33 protein-coding genes are annotated in these 21,016 nt (G+C 52.3%); 27 read left to right on the top strand and 6 right to left on the bottom strand.

Features of this window, described 5'->3' with window-relative positions:
• The first annotated feature begins 204 nt into the window (after positions 1-204).
• The 21 genes from ACCW71_RS19745 (at position 205) to ACCW71_RS19645 (ending at position 11,519) form a co-directional block, all read left to right on the top strand.
• Positions 205-1,557, top strand: coding sequence for an 8-oxoguanine deaminase (locus ACCW71_RS19745; protein WP_436374299.1), 1,353 nt, complete (start codon positions 205-207; stop codon positions 1,555-1,557).
• Between the two features lie 248 nt (positions 1,558-1,805).
• Positions 1,806-2,177, top strand: coding sequence for a 50S ribosomal protein L14 (rplN, locus tag ACCW71_RS19740; RefSeq protein WP_038629760.1), 372 nt, complete (start codon positions 1,806-1,808; stop codon positions 2,175-2,177).
• A gap of 10 nt (positions 2,178-2,187) precedes the next feature.
• The gene (rplX, locus tag ACCW71_RS19735; RefSeq protein WP_003850150.1) at positions 2,188-2,502 is read left to right on the top strand and encodes a 50S ribosomal protein L24; all 315 of its coding nucleotides are present in this window, start codon (positions 2,188-2,190) and stop codon (positions 2,500-2,502) included.
• Between the two features lie 14 nt (positions 2,503-2,516).
• A complete protein-coding gene (gene rplE, locus ACCW71_RS19730; protein WP_003850155.1) occupies positions 2,517-3,056 on the top strand; it encodes a 50S ribosomal protein L5 in 540 nt (179 codons plus the stop codon).
• A gap of 14 nt (positions 3,057-3,070) precedes the next feature.
• On the top strand, positions 3,071-3,376 hold the full coding sequence (rpsN, locus tag ACCW71_RS19725) for a 30S ribosomal protein S14 (protein ID WP_010618564.1): 306 nt from the start codon (positions 3,071-3,073) through the stop codon (positions 3,374-3,376).
• Positions 3,377-3,408: 32 nt separating this feature from the next.
• On the top strand, positions 3,409-3,801 hold the full coding sequence (gene rpsH, locus ACCW71_RS19720) for a 30S ribosomal protein S8 (protein ID WP_003850158.1): 393 nt from the start codon (positions 3,409-3,411) through the stop codon (positions 3,799-3,801).
• Positions 3,802-3,813: 12 nt separating this feature from the next.
• Entirely contained in the window at positions 3,814-4,347 is a 534-nt protein-coding gene (gene rplF / locus ACCW71_RS19715) for a 50S ribosomal protein L6 (RefSeq protein WP_128085578.1), read from the top strand.
• A gap of 9 nt (positions 4,348-4,356) precedes the next feature.
• Positions 4,357-4,710: a 50S ribosomal protein L18 gene (gene rplR, locus ACCW71_RS19710; RefSeq protein ID WP_031376674.1), complete on the top strand. Its 354-nt coding sequence runs from the start codon at positions 4,357-4,359 to the stop codon at positions 4,708-4,710.
• A gap of 14 nt (positions 4,711-4,724) precedes the next feature.
• Positions 4,725-5,225 carry a 30S ribosomal protein S5 gene (gene rpsE, locus ACCW71_RS19705; RefSeq protein WP_003850164.1) on the top strand — a complete coding sequence of 167 codons (501 nt, stop codon included), beginning with the start codon at positions 4,725-4,727 and terminating at the stop codon, positions 5,223-5,225.
• Positions 5,226-5,230: 5 nt separating this feature from the next.
• Positions 5,231-5,410, top strand: coding sequence for a 50S ribosomal protein L30 (gene rpmD, locus ACCW71_RS19700; protein WP_031376672.1), 180 nt, complete (start codon positions 5,231-5,233; stop codon positions 5,408-5,410).
• A gap of 3 nt (positions 5,411-5,413) precedes the next feature.
• Complete coding sequence (gene rplO / locus ACCW71_RS19695) at positions 5,414-5,848, top strand: 50S ribosomal protein L15 (RefSeq protein ID WP_436374285.1); 435 nt, start codon at positions 5,414-5,416, stop codon at positions 5,846-5,848.
• Between the two features lie 7 nt (positions 5,849-5,855).
• On the top strand, positions 5,856-7,187 hold the full coding sequence (gene secY / locus ACCW71_RS19690; RefSeq protein ID WP_337012459.1) for a preprotein translocase subunit SecY: 1,332 nt from the start codon (positions 5,856-5,858) through the stop codon (positions 7,185-7,187).
• 32 nt (positions 7,188-7,219) lie between these two features.
• A complete protein-coding gene (gene rpmJ, locus ACCW71_RS19685) occupies positions 7,220-7,336 on the top strand; it encodes a 50S ribosomal protein L36 (RefSeq protein ID WP_004160566.1) in 117 nt (38 codons plus the stop codon).
• Positions 7,337-7,482: 146 nt separating this feature from the next.
• A complete protein-coding gene (rpsM, locus tag ACCW71_RS19680; RefSeq protein WP_003850176.1) occupies positions 7,483-7,839 on the top strand; it encodes a 30S ribosomal protein S13 in 357 nt (118 codons plus the stop codon).
• A gap of 16 nt (positions 7,840-7,855) precedes the next feature.
• Positions 7,856-8,245: a 30S ribosomal protein S11 gene (rpsK, locus tag ACCW71_RS19675; protein ID WP_004160563.1), complete on the top strand. Its 390-nt coding sequence runs from the start codon at positions 7,856-7,858 to the stop codon at positions 8,243-8,245.
• 33 nt (positions 8,246-8,278) lie between these two features.
• Positions 8,279-8,899 (top strand): 30S ribosomal protein S4, encoded by a 621-nt coding sequence (gene rpsD / locus ACCW71_RS19670; protein ID WP_008927131.1) that lies wholly within the window; start codon positions 8,279-8,281, stop codon positions 8,897-8,899.
• Between the two features lie 25 nt (positions 8,900-8,924).
• Entirely contained in the window at positions 8,925-9,914 is a 990-nt protein-coding gene (locus tag ACCW71_RS19665; RefSeq protein ID WP_003850179.1) for a DNA-directed RNA polymerase subunit alpha, read from the top strand.
• A gap of 40 nt (positions 9,915-9,954) precedes the next feature.
• A complete protein-coding gene (gene rplQ / locus ACCW71_RS19660; RefSeq protein ID WP_003850180.1) occupies positions 9,955-10,341 on the top strand; it encodes a 50S ribosomal protein L17 in 387 nt (128 codons plus the stop codon).
• Positions 10,342-10,437: 96 nt separating this feature from the next.
• The gene (locus ACCW71_RS19655) at positions 10,438-10,812 is read left to right on the top strand and encodes a DUF1992 domain-containing protein (protein ID WP_436374281.1); all 375 of its coding nucleotides are present in this window, start codon (positions 10,438-10,440) and stop codon (positions 10,810-10,812) included.
• Positions 10,813-11,229: a Zn(2+)-responsive transcriptional regulator gene (gene zntR, locus ACCW71_RS19650; protein WP_436374280.1), complete on the top strand. Its 417-nt coding sequence runs from the start codon at positions 10,813-10,815 to the stop codon at positions 11,227-11,229. It abuts the gene before it with no gap.
• 59 nt (positions 11,230-11,288) lie between these two features.
• Positions 11,289-11,519, top strand: a complete 231-nt coding sequence (locus ACCW71_RS19645; RefSeq protein WP_436374278.1) for an alternative ribosome-rescue factor A — start codon at positions 11,289-11,291, stop codon at positions 11,517-11,519.
• A gap of 1 nt (position 11,520) precedes the next feature.
• On the opposite strand, the gene mscL is transcribed toward ACCW71_RS19645, so the two are convergent.
• The 5 genes from mscL to def all read right to left on the bottom strand — a co-directional run bounded on the left by mscL (position 11,521) and on the right by def (position 16,277).
• A complete protein-coding gene (gene mscL / locus ACCW71_RS19640) occupies positions 11,521-11,928 on the bottom strand; it encodes a large-conductance mechanosensitive channel protein MscL (RefSeq protein ID WP_436374277.1) in 408 nt (135 codons plus the stop codon).
• Positions 11,929-12,053: 125 nt separating this feature from the next.
• The gene (trkA, locus tag ACCW71_RS19635; RefSeq protein ID WP_436374276.1) at positions 12,054-13,430 is read right to left on the bottom strand and encodes a Trk system potassium transporter TrkA; all 1,377 of its coding nucleotides are present in this window, start codon (positions 13,428-13,430) and stop codon (positions 12,054-12,056) included.
• Positions 13,431-13,448: 18 nt separating this feature from the next.
• Positions 13,449-14,750: a 16S rRNA (cytosine(967)-C(5))-methyltransferase RsmB gene (gene rsmB / locus ACCW71_RS19630; protein WP_436374274.1), complete on the bottom strand. Its 1,302-nt coding sequence runs from the start codon at positions 14,748-14,750 to the stop codon at positions 13,449-13,451.
• A 49-nt stretch (positions 14,751-14,799) separates the two neighbouring features.
• Entirely contained in the window at positions 14,800-15,744 is a 945-nt protein-coding gene (gene fmt, locus ACCW71_RS19625; protein ID WP_436374272.1) for a methionyl-tRNA formyltransferase, read from the bottom strand.
• Positions 15,745-15,764: 20 nt separating this feature from the next.
• Positions 15,765-16,277: a peptide deformylase gene (gene def / locus ACCW71_RS19620; protein WP_436374270.1), complete on the bottom strand. Its 513-nt coding sequence runs from the start codon at positions 16,275-16,277 to the stop codon at positions 15,765-15,767.
• Between the two features lie 115 nt (positions 16,278-16,392).
• Between def and dprA the strand changes: the two genes are divergently transcribed.
• The 6 genes from dprA to ACCW71_RS19590 are packed head-to-tail and all read left to right on the top strand — an operon-like array spanning position 16,393 to position 20,187.
• Positions 16,393-17,517, top strand: coding sequence for a DNA-protecting protein DprA (dprA, locus tag ACCW71_RS19615; protein WP_436374268.1), 1,125 nt, complete (start codon positions 16,393-16,395; stop codon positions 17,515-17,517).
• A complete protein-coding gene (smg, locus tag ACCW71_RS19610) occupies positions 17,489-17,962 on the top strand; it encodes a DUF494 family protein Smg (RefSeq protein WP_436374266.1) in 474 nt (157 codons plus the stop codon). The genes dprA and smg overlap by 29 nt, the downstream gene beginning before the upstream one ends.
• Before the next feature lie 24 nt (positions 17,963-17,986).
• On the top strand, positions 17,987-18,532 hold the full coding sequence (locus ACCW71_RS19605) for a DNA topoisomerase family protein (protein WP_436374264.1): 546 nt from the start codon (positions 17,987-17,989) through the stop codon (positions 18,530-18,532).
• A 6-nt stretch (positions 18,533-18,538) separates the two neighbouring features.
• Positions 18,539-19,111: an L-threonylcarbamoyladenylate synthase type 1 TsaC gene (gene tsaC, locus ACCW71_RS19600; RefSeq protein WP_436374262.1), complete on the top strand. Its 573-nt coding sequence runs from the start codon at positions 18,539-18,541 to the stop codon at positions 19,109-19,111.
• A 3-nt stretch (positions 19,112-19,114) separates the two neighbouring features.
• Positions 19,115-19,933 carry a shikimate dehydrogenase gene (aroE, locus tag ACCW71_RS19595; protein WP_436374260.1) on the top strand — a complete coding sequence of 273 codons (819 nt, stop codon included), beginning with the start codon at positions 19,115-19,117 and terminating at the stop codon, positions 19,931-19,933.
• On the top strand, positions 19,930-20,187 hold the full coding sequence (locus tag ACCW71_RS19590) for a DUF1488 domain-containing protein (protein WP_436374259.1): 258 nt from the start codon (positions 19,930-19,932) through the stop codon (positions 20,185-20,187). Before aroE ends, ACCW71_RS19590 begins: the two co-directional genes overlap by 4 nt.
• Here the strand turns inward: ACCW71_RS19590 and ACCW71_RS19585 are convergent.
• Entirely contained in the window at positions 20,154-20,708 is a 555-nt protein-coding gene (locus ACCW71_RS19585) for a gamma carbonic anhydrase family protein (protein ID WP_436374297.1), read from the bottom strand. The genes ACCW71_RS19590 and ACCW71_RS19585 overlap by 34 nt on opposite strands.
• Positions 20,709-21,016: the final 308 nt, after the last annotated feature.

The following is a 21,016-nucleotide window of genomic DNA, read 5'->3' as shown; positions in this document are numbered from 1 at the left end:
GAACTGGCCTGAAAGCCCTGGGCTGAACAGGACCAGGGCCATCACAACTGTACAAGGAGATGTGCTGTGAAAATGGAGAGTCCTGACCGCCTGCGCCGGTCACTGTTAAAATTGCCACTGTTAGCGGCCGCGTTACCCGCCATTGGCTCAGCCAGCAAGCTGCCGCTATTATCGGGTAACACGCCACAACCCACAGGCAATAGCATGGAACGAACGCTGTTATTAAAGAACGCTGAATGTGTGGTTTGCATGGACGCCGACCGTCGGGAAATACGCAACGCCAGCATCCTGATTAAAGGAAATCAGATCGTGGCGGTGGGAGAAGCCAGCACGATACCCGATAACGCCGATGAGATTATCGATCTGCGTGGCCATATTGTGATCCCTGGCCTGATCAATACGCATCACCATATGTTCCAGAGCCTGACCCGTGCCATTCCTGCGGTGCAAAATGGTGAGCTGTTCAACTGGCTGACACACCTCTATCCATTGTGGCAGAACCTGACGCCTGAGATGATCCATATCTCAACCCAGATTTCGATGGCCGAGTTGATGCTCTCAGGCTGTACCACCACCAGTGACCATCTCTACGTCTACCCGAATGGCTGCCAGCTGGATGACAGTATCGAAGCCGCCGCCCTGATGGGGATGCGTTTCCATGCCAGCCGGGGCAGCATGAGTGTGGGGAAATCGTTGGGCGGCTTACCGCCAGATTCTCTGGTTGAGAATGAAGCAGCCATCCTGAAAGATTCACAGCGCGTCATTGAGCGCTACCACGATGCCAGCCACGGTTCGATGTTACGTATCGTGGTTGCGCCATGTTCACCGTTTTCCGTCAGTCGTGAACTGATGAAGCAGTCCGCCACGCTGGCCCGTAGCTTTAAGGTCTCCATGCATACCCATCTGGCGGAGAACGTCAGTGATATTCGCTACAGCCGTGAAAAGTTCAATATGACCCCGGCGCAGTATGTGGAGGATCTCGGCTGGGTCGGACCGGATGTCTGGCATGCACACTGCGTCAAACTGGATCAGCATGGCATTGAGCTGTTTGCGCGGACCGGCACCGGCGTGGCGCACTGTCCCTGCTCCAATATGCGACTCGGCTCGGGCATCGCTCCAGTGCGTCATATGTGCGATGCCGGCGTTCATGTTGGCATGGGCGTGGATGGCTCTGCGTCGAATGACAGCTCAGACATGATTGCCGAGGTACGCCAGGCGCTGTTATTGCAGCGGGTCGGGTTTGGTCCCGATGCCATGACCGCGCGCCAGGCGCTGGAGCTGGCGACGCTGGGCGGGGCGAAAGTGCTTAACCGTGACGATGTGGGAGCGATTGCCCCCGGCATGATGGCTGACCTGGCGATTTTTAACCTCAATCAGGTGGGGCTTGCCGGGGCAGGGCACGATCCGGTGGCTGCGCTGGTGTTCTGTAATCCAGGGCAGGTTGCTTACAGCATCATCAACGGAAAAGTGCGGGTGCGGGACGGTCAACTGGCAGGAATTGAACTGCCAGCCCTGTTGCGCCAGCATAACCAACTGGCCAGTAAACTGGTTAGTTGAGCATAAAGGGCGCTTTATTCAGGAAGCGACGAAAAATAAGGCAGATTACATTTGCTACTGTTCGCACTATTCCCTAGAATACGCCCTCCCTGTCATCAGGGAAAATCAGCGGCTCGATTGAGAGCCGTTTATTTTTTCTACCCATCTGTGAGAACCGGTGTTACAATGCCGCGCCCTCAATTATGGGGCTTTCTAACGACCTGAGGTTTAGGTCCCGAAGTAGTAGTTGACATTAGCGGAGCACTAAAATGATCCAAGAACAGACTATGCTGAACGTCGCCGACAACTCCGGTGCACGTCGCGTAATGTGTATCAAGGTTCTGGGTGGCTCGCACCGTCGCTACGCAGGCGTCGGTGACATCATCAAAGTTACCATCAAGGAAGCAATTCCTCGTGGTAAAGTCAAAAAAGGTGATGTCCTGAAGGCGGTAGTGGTGCGCACCAGGAAGGGTGTTCGTCGCCCGGACGGTTCTGTCATTCGCTTCGATGGTAATGCATGCGTTATTCTGAACAATAACAGTGAGCAGCCTATCGGTACGCGTATTTTTGGGCCGGTAACTCGTGAACTTCGTAATGAAAAGTTCATGAAAATTATCTCTCTGGCACCAGAAGTACTCTAAGGAGCGAACAATGGCAGCTAAAATCCGTCGTAACGACGAAGTTATCGTGTTAACCGGTAAAGATAAAGGTAAGCGCGGTAAAGTTAAGAATGTCCTGTCTTCTGGTAAGGTCATCGTTGAAGGTATCAACCTGGTGAAGAAACATCAGAAGCCGGTTCCGGCTCTGAACCAGCCAGGTGGCATCGTTGAAAAAGAAGCTGCAATTCAGGTTTCTAACGTTGCACTGTTCAACGCGGCAACTGGTAAGGCTGACCGTGTAGGCTTTAGATTCGAAGACGGCAAAAAAGTCCGTTTCTTCAAGTCTAACAGCGAAACTATCAAGTAATTTGGAGTAGTACGATGGCGAAACTGCATGATTACTACAAAGACGAAGTAGTCCAGAAACTCATGACAGAGTTTGGCTACAATTCTGTCATGCAAGTCCCTCGGGTCGAGAAGATCACCCTGAACATGGGTGTTGGTGAAGCGATCGCTGACAAGAAACTGCTGGATAACGCAGCAGCTGACCTGGCAGCAATCTCCGGTCAAAAACCGCTGGTCACCAAAGCACGCAAATCAGTTGCAGGCTTCAAAATCCGTCAGGGCTATCCGATCGGCTGTAAAGTAACTCTGCGTGGCGAGCGCATGTGGGAGTTCTTTGAGCGTCTGGTCACCATTGCTGTTCCACGTATCCGTGACTTCCGTGGCTTGTCCGCTAAGTCATTCGACGGCCGTGGCAACTACAGCATGGGTGTGCGTGAACAGATCATCTTCCCAGAAATCGACTACGACAAAGTCGATCGCGTTCGTGGTTTGGATATTACCATTACCACTACTGCGAAATCTGATGATGAAGGCCGTGCACTGCTGGCTGCCTTTGACTTCCCGTTCCGTAAGTAAGGTAGGGTTACTTAATGGCTAAGCAATCTATGAAAGCACGCGAAGTTAAGCGTGTGAAATTAGCAGACAAGTTCTTCGCTAAACGCGCTGAACTGAAAGCGATCATTTCTGATGTGAACGCTTCTGACGAAGATCGTTGGAATGCCGTTCTGAAGCTGCAGAGTCTGCCACGTGATTCCAGCCCTTCACGTCAGCGTAACCGCTGCCGTCAAACAGGTCGTCCGCACGGTTTCCTGCGGAAGTTCGGGTTGAGCCGTATCAAGGTCCGCGAAGCCGCCATGCGCGGTGAAATCCCGGGTCTGAAAAAGGCTAGCTGGTAATTGTCACCAATTGAATCACGGGAGTAACACAGATGAGCATGCAAGATCCGATCGCGGATATGCTGACCCGTATCCGTAACGGTCAGGCCGCGAACAAAGTTGCGGTCACCATGCCTTCCTCCAAGCTGAAATTGGCAATTGCCAACGTTCTGAAGGAAGAAGGATATATTGAAGATTTCAAAATCGAAGGCGACATCAAGCTGGAACTGGAACTGACTCTCAAGTATTTCCAGGGCAAAGCTGTTGTAGAAAGCATTCAGCGAGTAAGCCGTCCTGGCCTGCGCATCTATAAGAAAAAAGATGAGCTGCCAAAGGTAATGGCTGGTATGGGCATCGCTGTAGTTTCTACATCTAAAGGTGTCATGACTGATCGTGCAGCGCGCCAGGCAGGTCTTGGTGGCGAAATTATCTGCTACGTAGCGTAATCGGAGGATACTATGTCTCGTGTTGCTAAAGCACCTGTCGTTGTTCCTGCCGGCGTAGAGGTAAAACTCAACGGTCAGGTAATTTCGATTAAAGGTAAAAACGGCGAGCTGACTCGTACTATCAATGATGCTGTTGAAGTTAAGCATGCTGACAACGCTCTGACTTTCGCTCCACGCGAAGGTTTCGTTGACGGCTGGGCGCAGGCGGGTACTTCTCGCGCGCTGCTGAACGCAATGGTTATCGGTGTTACCGAAGGCTTCACTAAGAAGCTGCAGCTGGTTGGTGTAGGTTATCGTGCGGCCATCAAAGGCAACGTGGTTAACCTGTCTCTGGGCTTTTCTCATCCAGTCGATCACCAGCTGCCCGCGGGTATCACTGCAGAATGTCCAACTCAGACTGAGATCGTGCTGAAAGGCGCTGATAAACAGCTGATTGGTCAGGTTGCAGCTGACTTGCGCGCCTACCGTCGTCCTGAGCCATATAAAGGCAAGGGTGTCCGTTACGCCGACGAAGTCGTGCGTACCAAAGAGGCTAAGAAGAAGTAAGGTAACACTATGGATAAGAAATCTGCTCGTATCCGTCGTGCGACCCGTGCACGTCGCAAGCTCAAAGAGCTGGGTGCTACTCGCCTGGTGGTACATCGTACCCCGCGTCATATTTACGCACAGGTAATCGCCCCGAACGGTTCCGAAGTTCTGGTCGCTGCTTCTACTGTAGAAAAAGCTATCACTGAACAACTGAAGTATACCGGTAATAAAGAAGCCGCAGCTGCAGTAGGTAAAGTTATTGCAGAACGCGCAATCGAGAAAGGCATCACAGGTGTCTCTTTCGACCGTTCCGGTTTCCAATATCATGGTCGCGTCCAGGCACTGGCAGATGCTGCCCGTGAAGCTGGCCTTCAGTTCTAAGGTAGAGGTCTAAGATGGCACACATCGAGAAACAAGCTGGCGAACTGCAGGAAAAACTGATCGCGGTAAACCGTGTATCTAAAACTGTTAAAGGTGGTCGTATCTTCTCCTTCACAGCTCTGACTGTGGTAGGCGATGGCAACGGTCGCGTTGGTTTTGGTTACGGTAAAGCGCGTGAAGTTCCAGCAGCGATCCAGAAAGCGATGGAGAAAGCCCGTCGCAACATGGTTAACGTCGCGCTGACCAACGGCACCCTGCAGCACCCAGTTAAAGGTGCACACACGGGTTCCCGCGTGTTCATGCAGCCGGCTTCAGAAGGTACCGGTATCATCGCCGGTGGTGCAATGCGCGCCGTTCTGGAAGTCGCTGGAGTTCATAACGTTCTGGCAAAAGCCTATGGTTCTACTAACCCGATTAACGTGGTTCGTGCAACTATCGACGGCCTGGGCAATATGAAATCTCCGGAAATGGTCGCTGCTAAGCGTGGTAAATCCGTTGAAGAAATTCTGGGGTAATCACGATGGCTAAGACTATTAAAATCACTCAAACCCGCAGTGCTATTGGCCGTTTGCCTAAGCATAAAGCCACTCTGGTTGGCCTGGGTCTGCGTCGTATTGGCCACACCGTTGAGCGTGAAGATACGCCTGCTGTACGCGGTATGGTTAACGCGGTTTCCTATATGGTTAAAGTGGAGGAGTAAGAGATGCGTCTAAATACTCTGTCTCCGGCCGAAGGGTCTAAGCACGCGAGCAAGCGTCTGGGTCGTGGTATCGGTTCTGGCCTCGGTAAAACCGGTGGTCGTGGTCACAAAGGTCAGAACTCTCGTTCTGGCGGTGGCGTACGTCGCGGTTTCGAGGGCGGTCAGATGCCTCTGTATCGTCGTCTGCCGAAATTCGGTTTCACCTCTCGCAAAGCAATGATCACCACAGAGATTCGTCTGTCTGATCTGGCGAAAGTTGAAGGCGGTATCGTAGACCTGAACGCGCTGAAAGCAGCCAACATTGTCGGTGTTCAGATTGAATTCGTTAAAGTAATTCTGTCTGGTGAAGTTTCTGCACCGGTAACGGTTCGTGGTCTGCGTGTCACCAAAGGTGCGCGTGCTGCAATCGAAGCTGCTGGCGGTAAAATCGAGGAATAAGTAGCAGATGGCTAAACAACCGGGATTAGATTTTCAAAGTGCCAAAGGTGGCCTTGGTGAGCTGAAACGCAGACTGCTGTTTGTCATCGGCGCACTGATTGTCTTCCGTATTGGCTCTTTTATTCCAATCCCTGGTATTGATGCCACTGTACTTGCCAAACTGCTTGAGCAACAGCGTGGCACCATCATTGAAATGTTCAACATGTTCTCTGGTGGTGCTCTCAGCCGTGCTTCTATTTTCGCGCTGGGAATCATGCCCTATATTTCGGCATCGATTATTATCCAGTTATTGACGGTGGTTCATCCAGCGTTAGCGGAAATTAAGAAAGAAGGGGAGGCTGGCCGTCGTAAGATTAGCCAGTACACCCGATACGGTACGTTGGTATTGGCCATATTTCAGTCGATCGGTATTGCTACCGGTTTACCGAATATGCCAGGAATGCAGGGCCTGGTGATGAATCCAGGCTTTGCTTTCTACTTTACCGCTGTTGTGAGTCTGGTCTCAGGAACCATGTTCCTGATGTGGCTGGGCGAACAGATTACTGAACGAGGTATCGGTAACGGTATTTCGATCATTATCTTCGCAGGTATTGTTGCGGGTCTTCCGCCGGCCATTGGCCATACCATCGAGCAAGCGCGGCAGGGCGACCTGCACTTCCTTCTGTTGCTGTTGGTTGCAGTACTCGTATTCGCCGTGACCTTCTTTGTTATTTTCGTTGAACGTGGTCAACGCCGCATTGTGGTGAACTACGCAAAACGTCAACAAGGTCGTCGCGTTTACGCTGCACAGAGCACACATTTACCGTTGAAAGTGAACATGGCGGGCGTAATCCCAGCCATCTTTGCTTCCAGCATTATTCTGTTCCCGGCAACGATTGCATCGTGGTTCGGGGGCGGTACCGGTTGGAACTGGCTGACAACAATTTCGCTGTATTTGCAGCCAGGACAGCCGCTTTATGTGCTACTCTATGCGACTGCAATCATCTTCTTCTGTTTCTTCTATACGGCGTTGGTTTTCAACCCACGTGAAACAGCAGATAACCTGAAGAAGTCTGGTGCATTCGTACCGGGAATTCGTCCGGGAGAGCAAACGGCGAAGTATATTGATAAAGTAATGACACGTCTGACCTTAATCGGCGCGCTGTATATTACTTTTATCTGCCTTATCCCGGAGTTCATGCGTGATGCGATGAAGGTTCCCTTCTACTTTGGCGGTACATCACTGCTCATCGTAGTGGTCGTCATCATGGACTTTATGGCTCAAGTGCAAACTCTGATGATGTCAAGTCAGTACGAGTCGGCACTGAAGAAAGCTAACCTGAAGGGCTACGGCCGTTAATTCAGTTGGTTGAGAAGTTACGGAGAGTAAAAATGAAAGTTCGTGCTTCCGTCAAGAAATTATGTCGTAACTGCAAAATCATTCGCCGCGACGGTGTCGTCCGTGTGATTTGCAGCGCCGAGCCAAAGCATAAACAGCGCCAAGGCTGATTTTGTCACATATTTTTCTTGCAAAGTCGGGTTGAGCTGGCTAGATTAGCCAGCCAATCTTTTGTATGTCAGTGCGTTTCCATTTGAGTATCCTGAAAACGGGCTTTTCAGCATGGGACGTGCTTATTTAATTATAGGAGTGCATAGTGGCCCGTATAGCAGGCATTAACATTCCTGATCAAAAACATACCGTTATCGCATTAACTTCGATCTTCGGTATCGGTAAAACCCGTTCTAAAGCCATCTGCGCTTCAACGGGTATTGCTGAAAATGTTAAGATCAGTGAGCTGTCTGAAGAACAAATTGATCAGCTGCGTGATGCAGTTGCTAAATTCGTTGTAGAAGGTGATCTGCGCCGTGAAATCACCCTGAGCATCAAGCGTCTTATGGACCTTGGTTGCTACCGTGGTTTGCGCCATCGTCGTGGTCTTCCGGTTCGCGGTCAGCGTACCAAGACCAACGCACGTACCCGTAAGGGTCCGCGTAAACCGATCAAGAAATAATCGGGGTGAGTAAATAATGGCAAAGGCACCAGTTCGTGCACGTAAGCGTGTAAGAAAACAAGTCTCAGATGGCGTGGCTCATGTCCATGCTTCTTTTAACAACACCATCGTTACTATTACTGATCGTCAGGGTAACGCACTGGGTTGGGCAACCGCCGGTGGTTCCGGTTTCCGCGGTTCACGTAAATCCACTCCGTTTGCTGCTCAGGTCGCTGCAGAGCGCTGTGCAGAAGCGGTAAAAGATTACGGAATTAAGAACCTGGAAGTTATGGTAAAGGGTCCGGGTCCAGGTCGCGAATCTACGATTCGTGCTTTGAACGCCGCTGGTTTCCGCATCACTAATATTACTGATGTGACTCCGATCCCTCATAACGGTTGTCGTCCGCCGAAAAAACGTCGCGTATAACGCCCGTTTTTTTAGGATAGTTGGAGAAAGAAAATGGCAAGATATTTGGGTCCTAAGCTCAAGCTGAGCCGTCGTGAGGGCACTGACTTATTCCTTAAGTCTGGCGTTCGCGCGATTGATTCCAAGTGTAAGATTGAACAAGCGCCTGGTCAGCATGGTGCGCGTAAACCGCGTCTGTCTGATTACGGCGGTCAGTTACGTGAGAAGCAAAAAGTTCGTCGTATCTACGGCGTGCTGGAGCGTCAGTTCCGTAACTACTATAAAGAAGCAGCTCGTCTGAAAGGCAACACCGGTGAAAACCTGTTGGCTCTGCTGGAAGGTCGTCTGGACAACGTAGTTTATCGTATGGGCTTTGGTGCCACTCGTGCGGAAGCACGTCAGCTGGTGAGCCATAAGTCTGTTCTGGTAAATGGCCGCGTTGTTAACATCGCTTCTTATCAGGTATCTCCGAATGATGTTGTTAGCATCCGTGAGAAAGCCAAAAAGCAATCTCGCGTGAAGGCCGCTCTGGAGCTGGCTGAGCAGCGTGAAAAGCCAACCTGGCTGGAAGTTGATGCGACTAAGATGGAAGGTGTGTTCAAGCGTATTCCTGAACGTACTGATCTGTCTGCGGACATTAACGAACACCTGATCGTCGAGCTTTACTCTAAGTAAAGCTTAGTACCAAAGAGAGGACACAATGCAGGGTTCTGTGACAGAGTTTCTAAAACCGCGCCTGGTAGATATCGAGCAAGTCAGTTCGACGCACGCCAAGGTGACCCTTGAGCCTTTAGAGCGTGGCTTTGGCCATACTCTTGGTAACGCACTGCGCCGTATTCTGCTTTCTTCCATGCCGGGTTGCGCGGTGACCGAGGTTGAAATTGATGGTGTACTTCATGAGTACAGCACCAAAGAGGGCGTACAGGAAGATATCCTGGAAATCCTGCTCAACCTGAAAGGGCTGGCGGTAAGAGTTCAGGGTAAAGATGAAGTCATTCTGACCCTGAATAAATCTGGCATTGGCCCTGTGACTGCAGCCGACATCACCCATGATGGTGATGTCGAAATCGTCAAGCCTCAGCATGTCATCTGCCATCTGACCGATGAGAACGCGGCTATCAGCATGCGTATCAAAGTTCAGCGTGGTCGTGGCTATGTGCCGGCTTCTGCCCGAATTCATTCGGAAGAAGATGAGCGCCCAATCGGCCGTCTGTTAGTTGACGCTTGCTACAGCCCTGTAGACCGTATCGCCTACAATGTTGAAGCAGCGCGTGTCGAGCAGCGTACCGACCTGGACAAGCTGGTCATCGAAATGGAAACCAACGGCACAATCGATCCTGAAGAGGCGATTCGTCGTGCGGCGACCATTCTGGCTGAACAACTTGAAGCTTTCGTTGACTTACGTGATGTACGTCAGCCGGAAGTTAAAGAAGAGAAACCAGAATTCGATCCGATCCTGCTGCGCCCTGTTGACGATCTGGAATTGACTGTCCGCTCTGCTAACTGCCTTAAGGCAGAAGCTATCCACTACATCGGTGATCTGGTACAGCGTACCGAGGTTGAGCTGCTTAAAACGCCTAACCTGGGTAAAAAATCTCTTACTGAGATTAAAGATGTGCTCGCCTCACGTGGTCTTTCTCTGGGTATGCGCCTTGAGAACTGGCCGCCGGCAAGCATTGCTGATGAATAACCGGATCGCAGGTTAAGGTTTCACTGAGAAGGATAAGGTCATGCGCCATCGTAAGAGTGGTCGTCAACTGAACCGCAACAGCAGCCATCGTCAGGCTATGTTCCGCAACATGGCCGGTTCTCTGGTTCGTCATGAGATCATCAAAACGACTCTGCCGAAAGCCAAAGAACTGCGTCGCGTAGTTGAGCCGCTGATTACTCTTGCCAAGACCGACAGCGTAGCTAATCGTCGTCTGGCATTCGCCCGTACTCGTGATAACGAGATCGTGGCAAAACTGTTTAATGAGCTGGGCCCGCGTTTCGCGAGCCGTGCCGGTGGTTACACTCGTATTCTGAAGTGTGGCTTCCGTGCTGGTGACAACGCTCCGATGGCTTACATCGAGCTGGTTGATCGTCCAGAAGCTCAAGCAGAAGCAGCCGCAGAGTAATCTGTAGCAATGTAAAAAACCCGCTTCGGCGGGTTTTTTATTGCCTGAAATTGGCTATCTTAGCGTTGAGTCTTTTCATCACTGAAGGAGCCAACTATGTGGCTACTTGACCAGCTGGCTGAACAGCACATCAGAGCCGCGCAGGAAAATGGCGATCTTGATAACCTTCCCGGCGAAGGTAAGCCACTGCAACTGGATGATGACAGTCATGTCCCACCGGAATTAAGAGCGGGCTATCGGTTACTGAAAAACTCAGGCTTTCTGCCGCCTGAGCTTGAGACAAGACGTGAAGCGATTGAGATCAACGATCTTCTTCAGCAGCTCGATCCGACAGATCCTCGCTATCAGGATCAAAGTAATCGACTGAAAGTGCTGGAGCTTCGGTTACGTCAGGCAGGGATGAGCACCGATTTTCTTTATGGAAGATACGCAACTGCTATTCAGCATCATTTCCGCGAGGAGGAGGAGTAAATGTTTCGGATTGGTCAGTTAGCTAAACTCGCAGACGTGACACCCGATACCATCCGCTTCTATGAAAAGCAGCAGATGATGGATCATGACGGCCGCACGGAAGGCGGTTTTCGCCTTTACGGCGAGGGCGATCTGCAACGCCTGAAATTTATCCGCTATGGTCGTAAACTTGGCTTCAGCCTGGAAGCTATCCGGGAACTTCTCTCAATCCGCGTCGATCCTGCACATCACACCTGTCAGGAGTCCAAAGCGATTGTGGAAAAACGGCTGGGTGAAGTTGCTCAGATGATTGCTGAACTGGAGACGATACAGCGCTCTTTACAGCATCTCTCCGAAGCCTGTTGCGGCGACAGTCATAGTAGCATTTCGTGCTCAATCCTTGAGGCGCTGGAAAGAGGTGAAACCCGCAGTGAATAGAGACATTGTTTTTTCCCGCTAAAGGGATAGAGTATCAGACCATCTTTACAGGAGAGACCATGAGTAAATATCAGCATACCCGAGGCCAGATTCGCGATAACGCGCTAGAGGCTCTGTTACACGACCCGTTATTCCGGCAACGAATCGAACAGAAGAAGAAAGGGAAAGGGAGTTTTAAACGCAAAGAAAAACATGGTAAGGGGAATAGCTGGGAGGCCAGTGATAAGAAAGCGTCTTATCACTGGCCTTCTGCTTTTAGCGCGAAAAACCGCCCGCAGGCGGTCTGCTAACCTACACCCGGTTATTCTGCTTTAGCAGATCACGGATTTCTGTCAGCAGAACTTCTTCGTTTGAAGGTTTCGGCGCTGGTTTCTCAACTTCTTTTTTCTTGTAGAGACGATTCATCAGCTTAATCGCCATGAAGATAGCGAAAGCAATGATGACGAAGTCAAAGATGCTTTGAAGAAATATGCCGTACTGCATCACCACCGCAGGGGCATCACCTGATGCGGGCTTTAATACCCAGCTAAATGACTTAAAATCGACGCCGCCGATCAATAAGCCCAGTGGCGGCATAATGATGTTTGCCACTAATGACGAAACGATTTTGCCAAACGCAGCACCGATGATGACACCCACTGCCAGATCCATCACGTTACCGCGCATTGCGAAATCACGAAACTCTTTGATTAAACTCATACTTATCTCCTTGCCCTGGCCAATGACCTAAAGTCTAACAAACCTTACTGTTTTTGCCATAATCTCAGTGAATTAAGCGGCTCGCCGGTGCGTGCGGCTGAATGCTTTGCCTGATAACGTTGCCGTTACAGGAAAAAAGGACTTGGCTGGAACAGCCGCTCAACATCTGACACAAATTTCTTATCGGTCAGGAACATAATCACATGGTCACCCTGTTCAATCCGCAGGTTGTCATTGGCTATCATCACATCATCGCCGCGCACCACCGCACCAATAATGGTGCCAGGCGGCAGCTTAATATCATCAATTGAACGCCCTACCACACGAGAGGTGGATTCATCACCGTGGGCGATCGCCTCAATTGCCTCGGCGATACCGCGGCGTAATGATGAAACACCCACAATGTCAGCTTTGCGAACATGACCAAGCAGGGCCGAAATGGTCGCCTGCTGCGGTGAAATGGCGATGTCGATCACGCTGCCCTGAACCAGATCGACATAAGCGCGACGCTGAATCAGTACCATCACCTTCTTCGCCCCCATCTTTTTCGCCAGCATGGCTGACATGATGTTAGCTTCGTCATCATTGGTGACCGCAATAAACAGATCGACCTGCTCGACATGTTCCTCAGCAAGTAATTCCTGGTCTGACGCATCCCCATAAAAGACCACGGTATCCTGCAAATGCTCAGCCAGTTCTGCGGCGCGTTGCGGATTACGTTCAATCAGCTTAACGCTGTAATGTTTCTCCAGCCGCTGCGCCAGACCAAAGCCGATATTGCCGCCCCCCACTAACATGATCCGCTTGTACGGCTTTTCCAGCCGCTGCATTTCACTCATTACGGCACGAATATTCTGGCTGGCGGCGATGAAAAATATTTCGTCGCCCGCTTCCACAATCGTTGAGCCCTGAGGACGAATAGGGCGATCCTGGCGGAAAATAGCCGCGACGCGCGTATCGATGTGAGGCATATGCTCACGCATAATGGAAAGCGGATTACCAACCAGTGGCCCGCCATAATAGGCTTTGACGACGGCGAGACTGACTTTCCCTTCAGCGAAGTTCACAACCTGCAACGCGCCAGGGTACTGGATCAAACGATAGATATTGTCGATCACTAACTGTTCTGGCGAGATCAGATGATCGATGGGCACCGCTTCAGGAATAAAGAGCTTATCCGCGTCTCGCAGATAGTCGGCGGCGCGAATGCGGGCAATACGGTTGGGCGTGTTGAAAAGCGAATAAGCAATCTGGCAGGCGATCATGTTGGTTTCGTCCGAATTGGTGACGGCAACCAGCATGTCGGCATCTTCCGCACCCGCCTCACGCAAAATCCGTGGATGGGAACCATGTCCCTGAACGACACGCAGATCAAATTTATCCTGCAAATGGCGTAAACGCGATGAGTCGGTATCCACCACGGTAATATCGTTATTTTCACCCACCAGATTTTCGGCCAGTGTACCGCCGACCTGTCCTGCACCCAGAATGATTATTTTCATCGCTTATCAATACTCATCTCAGTTTGTACCAGGCTTTTTTATCAGCTTAGCGTAGAAGAAGCCATCGCCACCTTCCGCCTGCGGGAAGAGCTGCATACCGTTAGCTGGCGCATCGCCAAGTGGCTCTGCCTGTGCGTCACGCTGACGTTGCAGGAAAGCGTCTATCTGCTGATAGTTCTCTTCAGGCAGGATTGAACAGGTGGCATAGATCAGCGTGCCGCCGGGTTTCAGGTGTGGCCAGATAGCATCGAGAATCTCGCTTTGCAGCTTTGCCAGTTCGGCAATATCACGATCACGGCGCAGCCACTTGATGTCGGGATGACGTCGGATCACACCCGTGGCAGAGCAGGGCGCATCCAGCAGAATGCGGTCAAACTGACGATCGCCGCACCATTGCTGTGGCGTCCGCCCATCACCCTGTTTCACTTCCGCTTTCATACCCAGTCGTTGCAGGTTCTCATCGACCCGCTTAAGACGCTGGGCATCCACATCGACTGCCAGTACAGCGGCTTCAGGCGCAATTTCAAGAATGTGAGTGGTTTTACCACCGGGCGCGGCGCATAAATCCAGGATCTGTTCACCGTTCTTTGGTTCGAGCAGCAAAGCACAGCGCTGAGCGGATAAGTCCTGTACCGTGACCCAACCCTGCGCGAAGCCAGGTAACTGGCTGACCGGTGCGGGCGCGTCAAGCCGCAGCGCATCGGGAGCGTCGACAGCGGGCTGGGCGCTTTTACCGCTTTCGGTCAGCATTGCCAGCCAGCTGTCACGGTCGTGATGCTGACGGTTCACCCTCAACCACATCGGCGGACGCAGATTGTTCGCTTCAATAATTTGTTGCCACTGCTGCGGCCAGGCGTGCTGCAATCGCTTTAACAGCCATCCCGGATGCAGATAGCGCTGTGGTCCATCCTGAATGCTGGCGAGCAGTTCTTCCCGCTGACGCTGATACTGGCGCAAAACACCATTCAGCAGGCCCTTCAGGCTGGTGCGCTTCAGGACTTCGGCGCCAGCAACGGTTTCCGCGAGGACCGCGTGAGCCGGTACGCGGGTATATTCCAGCTGGTACAGACCCACCATGATCAGATAGTGCAGAACCCGCTGTTTGCCCGTGAGTGGCCGCTCCATCAGTTTGCCAATTAACGCTTCCAGTTGCGGCAGCGTGCGCAATACGCCAAAGCAGATCTCCTGCACCAGCGCACTGTCTTTATCCGAGAGTTTTTTCTGGGCGGCTGGCAGGGCCGTGTTGAGCGATTCACCTTTGTCGACAACGCGCTCAATGAGCTGAGCGGAAAGGCTACGCAGGTTGGTTGATTTATTCATAGAGTTTTGTCATCAAACAAAAAGCCCGGTGCGTGACCGGGCCTGAGAGTCAGTCGAGAAGGGTTCCTGCTTCAAACCATTCCCGGCGCGAGTTGAGAAGATCCTGAGCCGACATCGGTTTTTTACCGGCAGGCTGTAGTTGCAACAGATTAAGCACACCCTGCGCGGTCGCGACCTGGATGCCCTGTTTATCAGCACTGATAATTTGACCAGGCGGCAGATCGCGATGGGGCAGTACGGTCGCCTGCCAGACTTTCACCGGCTGATCGTCAATGGTAAAAAAGCTCATCGGCCATGGATTAAAGGCGCGAATACAGCGTTCAAGCTGCGCCGCGGACAGTGTCCAGTCGAGACGCGCCTCTTCTTTGCTGAGTTTCTCAGCATAGTTAGCCAGGGTTTCATCCTGTTTCTCGGGTGAAGCCTGCCGGGTAGCCAGCAACGCCAGGGTATCAAGCAGCCCCTGAGGCCCTAACTGCGCCAGCTTGTCATACAGCGTTGCGCTGGTATCCGTGGCCGTAATGGGACAGGCCAGCTTATGCAGCATATCGCCGGTATCTAAGCCCACGTCCATCTGCATAATGGTGACGCCGGTTTCGCTGTCGCCCGCCCAGAGTGCGCGCTGAATAGGGGCGGCACCCCGCCAGCGTGGCAGCAGCGAACCATGCACATTGATGCATCCCAGGCGCGGCATATCCAGCACAGCTTTTGGCAGAATGAGCCCATAGGCTACCACCACCATGACATCGGCCTGTAAGTCAGCAACCAGCTGCTGATTTTCTTCAGGCCGTAATGACTTAGGCTGAAAAACCGGGATGTCATGAGCCAGCGCCAGCGTTTTGACCGGGCCTGGCGTTAACTTGTTACCGCGACCAGCGGGGCGATCGGGCTGGGTAAATACGCCGACGACCTGATGTTCAGAAGCAAGCAGCGCGTCGAGATGACGCGCTGCAAAGTCAGGTGTGCCAGCGAAAATGATTTTTAGCGGGGCAGACACGTTTATCCCTTTTTAAGATCTCAGGAAGCCTGGGCGTTGTGACGCGCCAGTTTCTCTAACTTGGTTTTGATTCGCTGGCGCTTCATCGGCGACAGATAATCGATAAACAGTTTGCCTTCCAGATGATCGATCTCATGCTGGATGCAGATGGCCAGTAACTCGCTGGCTTCCAGCTCGAAACTTTTGCCATCACGATCAAGCGCACGAACCTTCACCCGCTCGGCACGTGGCACAAACGCACGTTGTTCCGGGATAGAAAGGCAACCCTCTTCGATGCCGGTCTCACCGCTTTTTTCCAGCAGCTCAGGATTAATCAGCACCAGACGCTCTTCACGGCTTTCAGAGACATCGATCACGATGATGCGCTGATGAATATCGACCTGCGTAGCCGCAAGACCGATGCCTTCTTCGGCGTACATCGTCTCGAACATATCATCAACGATACGCTGAATATCTGCGTTAACTTCTTTAACGGGCGCGGCAATTTTGCGAAGACGCTCGTCAGGGAAATGTAATACCTGCAAAACTGACATAAATATCCGGATCTGTATTCGATTAAGAAAAGGTTACTGCCTCATATTGTAGACTTTTCGAGGCCTGATTGACAGCATTGTGCGGCAGGAAGCAGGGGCGATCAGGGAGCCGGAGATGGACAAAATAGCGCACTATGTGCGGCTGGCGGCTGTCAGCGGAATGACAGGAAAACGCTGGGTCAGAGTGGCAGAGCAGCTGGACGCTGGACAGGTTCATACGGAGCAGCTTATCCGGCTTGGGTTAGATGACACTCAGTGTCAGCAATATCATGATCTGCCAGAAAAAAGCATTGAAAATGTGGAGCGGTGGCTGGCAGCCAGCTCCTCTCATCATCTGCTGACCGCGCTGGACGCCGCCTATCCAGCGCGACTAAAGGAGACGGGGCGCTTTCCGCCGCTGCTCTATATTCATGGCGATCCTGCTGCAATCAGCACGCCGCAGCTGGCGGTAGTGGGCAGCCGAAACGCTTCGCACTATGGTCGCTACTGGTGCGAAGGGTTTACCCAGCATTTGAGCCTCAGTGGCCTGACCATCACCAGCGGCCTGGCTCGTGGCATTGATGGCGTCGCGCATCAGGCTGCTCTGAATGTGCAAGGGAAAACCGTGGCTGTGCTGGGCAGCGGGCTTCAGCAACTCTACCCTAAAAGCCATTATCGGCTTGCCGCAGAGATCGTTGAACAGGGCGGGGCGATCCTCTCCGAGTTTCCGCTTACGGCCATACCCCATCCACTCAATTTTCCGCGCCGTAATCGTATCATCAGCGGTTTATCTCTGGGGGTGCTGGTGGTGGAGGCCTCGCTGAAAAGTGGCTCACTGGTCACGGCACGCTATGCGCTGGAGCAAAACCGCAATGTCTATGCATTGCCTGGCGCGCTCGGTAATCCCCTGAGTGAAGGGGTCAACTGGCTGATTCAGCAAGGTGCGCTGCTGGTGGCCCATCCCAACAACATCATGGAGGATCTGGCCTGCACACTTAACTGGCTGCCTGTTACACAATCAGACCAAATTTATTCTGAAGTCAGTGACGATGCTCCATTGCCATTTGCTGATGTGTTGGCTAACGTAGGTGATGAGGTTACACCTGTTGACGTTGTCGCTGAACGTGCCGGCCAATCTGTGCCAGTTATCTCAGCTCAGTTGCTGGAACTGGAGTTAGCAGGATGGATCGCAGCTGTACCCGGCGGCTATGTCCGATTGAGGAGGGCATGCCATGTTCGACGTACTCATGTACTTGTTTGAGACATATATCCATAACGAAGCAGAAATGGGTGTTGATCAGGATAGATTGACAGATGACCTGACGGATGCCGGGTTCCATCGGGAAGATATCTATAGTGCGCTGAACTGGTTAGAAAGATTGGCTGACTATCAGGAAGGTCTGGTTGCTCCTGTTTTACTGACCACTGATCCGCTCTCTATGCGTATCTACACCGATGAAGAGAGCAAACGTTTAGATGCTGAAAGCCGGGGTTTCCTGCTGTTTCTGGAGCAAATCCAGGTGCTGAGTCTGGAAACCCGTGAAATGGTTATCGAACGAGTCATGGCGCTGGATACCTCTGAGTTTGATCTGGAGGATCTCAAATGGGTGGTGCTGATGGTGCTGTTTAACATCCCGGGGTGTGAAAATGCCTACCAGCAGATGGAAGAACTGCTATTCGACGTTAATGAAGGTATGCTGCATTAAATTTCCTTTCATGCATTTATCGCTATGAGTAAAGCTGCACTCTTCACCGTGCGTAAACAGGATCCCTGCCCCGCTTGCGGGGCAGAACTGGTTATTCGCTCCGGTAAACATGGGCCTTTTTTGGGCTGCGCGAACTACCCGGCTTGTGACTACATTCGGCCTTTAAAAGGTCAGGCGGATGGTCACGTCGTCAAAGTGCTGGAAGGCCACCCCTGCCCGGAATGCGGCGCAGACAAAGTATTACGCCAGGGCCGCTTTGGCATGTTCATTGGCTGTAGCCACTACCCGGAATGTGGATACACCGAAACTATCGATAAGCCTGATGAAACCACATTGGCCTGTCCACAGTGTCACGAAGGCCATCTGGTTCAGCGGCGTTCCCGTTACGGCAAAACTTTTCACTCCTGTGATCGCTATCCAGCCTGCCAGTTTGTCGTGAACCAGACACCCATCGCCGGAATCTGTCCCCACTGTCAGTTTCCGCTGTTAGTTGAAAAAAAGACGGCGCAAGGGGTTAAACGCTATTGCGCCAGTAAAAGTTGTGGCAAAGCCATTGCTGAAGAGAATTAAGAGATAATGGATAATCAACACCTCGCCGATTCGCTTGAAAACTGTATCGCTCATCTGAATCGTCAGGCGGTCATCGCCTATCCCACTGAAGCCGTATTTGGTCTGGGTTGCGATCCTGACAGTGAATCGGCCGTCATGGCATTGCTGGCGCTGAAGCAGCGTCCGGTAGAGAAGGGTCTCATCCTGATTGCGGCAGATTACGCGCAGCTTGAACCCTATATTTCCGATCGCGAACTTTCAGTGCTTCAGCGTGAGCGGATGTTTTCCTGCTGGCCGGGGCCTGTCACCTTTGTGGTGCCGGTTCCGCCCCAGACCCCTCGCTGGTTAACCGGGCAGTTTGATTCACTGGCGATTCGCGTCAGCGATCATCCCGATGTGCAGGCGCTTTGCCGCGCCTTCGGGAAGCCGCTGGTTTCAACCAGCGCCAATTTGTCGGGTCAGCCTCCCTGTCGCACAGCAGCAGAGGTGAAGCAGCAGTTTGGTGAGCATTTCCCGGTGTTATCAGGAAAAACCGGCGGACGACTGAACCCTTCTGAAATCCGCGATGTCATCAGCGGCGAACTTATACGGCAGGGCTAACGCATGGATCAATTCGCCGTTTTCGGTAATCCGATTAACCACAGTAAATCACCGCTGATCCATCACGCTTTCGCGGAGCAGACGGGGATCGATCATCGCTATGGCCGTATCTGCGCGCCGGTTGATGGATTCCCCCAGACGCTGGCGACTTTTTTCGAACAGGGCGGCCGCGGTGCCAACGTCACTCTGCCGTTCAAACAGCAGGCATGGGAATTTGCCGATCAGCTTAGCGAGCGTGCTGCGCGATCGGGCGCCGTCAATACGGTGAAAAAGCTCAGCGACGGGCAAATCCTGGGTGACAACACCGATGGTATTGGCCTGTTGAGCGATCTGGAGCGGCTGGCGATGATCAACCGCGGCGATAAGGTGTTACTGGTGGGAGCGGGTGGCGCGGCGCGCGGGGTGATCCTGCCGCTGCTTGCAGCAGGCGTGACGCTGACCGTGGTCAATCGAACCGCAGCACGGGCCGAAGAGCTGGCAAACCTCTTCCGGCAGAATGGCGACATCCGGGCAACGAGCTTTGAGCAGATGGTGGGGCAGCGCTTTGATCTGATGATCAATGCGACATCAAGTGGTGTGGATGGAAAAACCCCTCCTTTACCCGTGGAACTTATCCATCCGAAATTGCGCTGTTATGACATGTTTTACCAGAACGGACTGACGCCATTTCTGGAGTGGTGTCAGGCGCAGGGTGCTCATCATCTGGCCGATGGATTAGGTATGCTGGTGGGGCAGGCCGCGCATGCCTTTCATCTCTGGCACGGTGTTATGCCAGAAATCACCCCGGTGATTGTTCAACTCAGACAGGCAATGCAGCCATGAATCAGGCGATACAGTTTCCTGATGATGAGTCCTATGATGCGGAACGGGATGCAATCTGCTTCCCGGTGCTGGTCAATGGCCTGCGGCTAAACTGCGCGATCAGCAGCGAATCGCTGACTTCACGTTTTGGCGAAGGGGAGGCGATGGCGCTGTTTCAGCACCATCGCTGGGATCTGGAAGAGGAAGCTGAAGTGGCTATTCGTCAGGAGATGACAGATGATCAGGGCTGGATCTGGTTGTCTCCGGCCAGGTAATCATCTTTCCAGGCGACATAGTTATTCGCGGAATAGCGTAAACCCGCTTTCTCGCTTTCATTCAGCGGCCGGATCTGTTTTACCGGACTCCCCAGATAGAGATAGCCGCTCTCCAGTCTTTTACCCGGCGGCACCAGACTCCCCGCCCCGATCATCACCTCTTCTTCTACTATTACGCCATCCAGCAGGATCGAACCCATTCCGACCAGCACGCGATCGCCAATCGTACAGCCGTGTAGCATCGCTTTATGTCCGACGGTGACATCCTCTCCAATAATAAGAGGGAAACCCTGTGGGTTAGATGCAGATTTGTGCGTGACGTGCAGCACGCTGCCATCCTGAATATTAGTGCGTGCGCCAATATGAACCCGATTCACGTCTCCCCGAATCGCGACCAGCGGCCAGATGCTGACATCATCCTCCATAATGACATCACCGACGACAACACTGCTGGGATCGACCATAACGCGCTGGCCGGTTTGCGGGAAAAGATGTTTATAGGGACGCAGGGCGGAAGTCATCATGTTCTCCTTTGTTCTGTTTTCAATGCAGCCTGATGGGATTTTAGCCGTCTGACAAGTCAATTTGGGGGCGGATCGCTGGCGATCTCATCAATCTGGATCATTTATAACCATTCAGAAAAAAGATCTAAAAAAAGGGTTGTGCTCTGAAACGGGATCCCTATAATGCGCCTCCACTGACACGGCAAACCGGTTTACGGAATGCAGCGTTGGGAGGTTCAGGAGACTGAGCCGCCGGAGAAAAACTTCTGAAAAAGAGGTTGACTCTGAAGGAGGAAAGCGTAATATACGCCACCTCGCGACAGGAC

It is taken from the genome of Pantoea sp. C2G6, from assembly GCF_051336815.1.
GTDB lineage: Bacteria > Pseudomonadota > Gammaproteobacteria > Enterobacterales > Enterobacteriaceae > Pantoea.
Note: the sequence above shows the minus strand (reverse complement) of the source record. Positions and strands in the feature narration are given on the sequence as shown.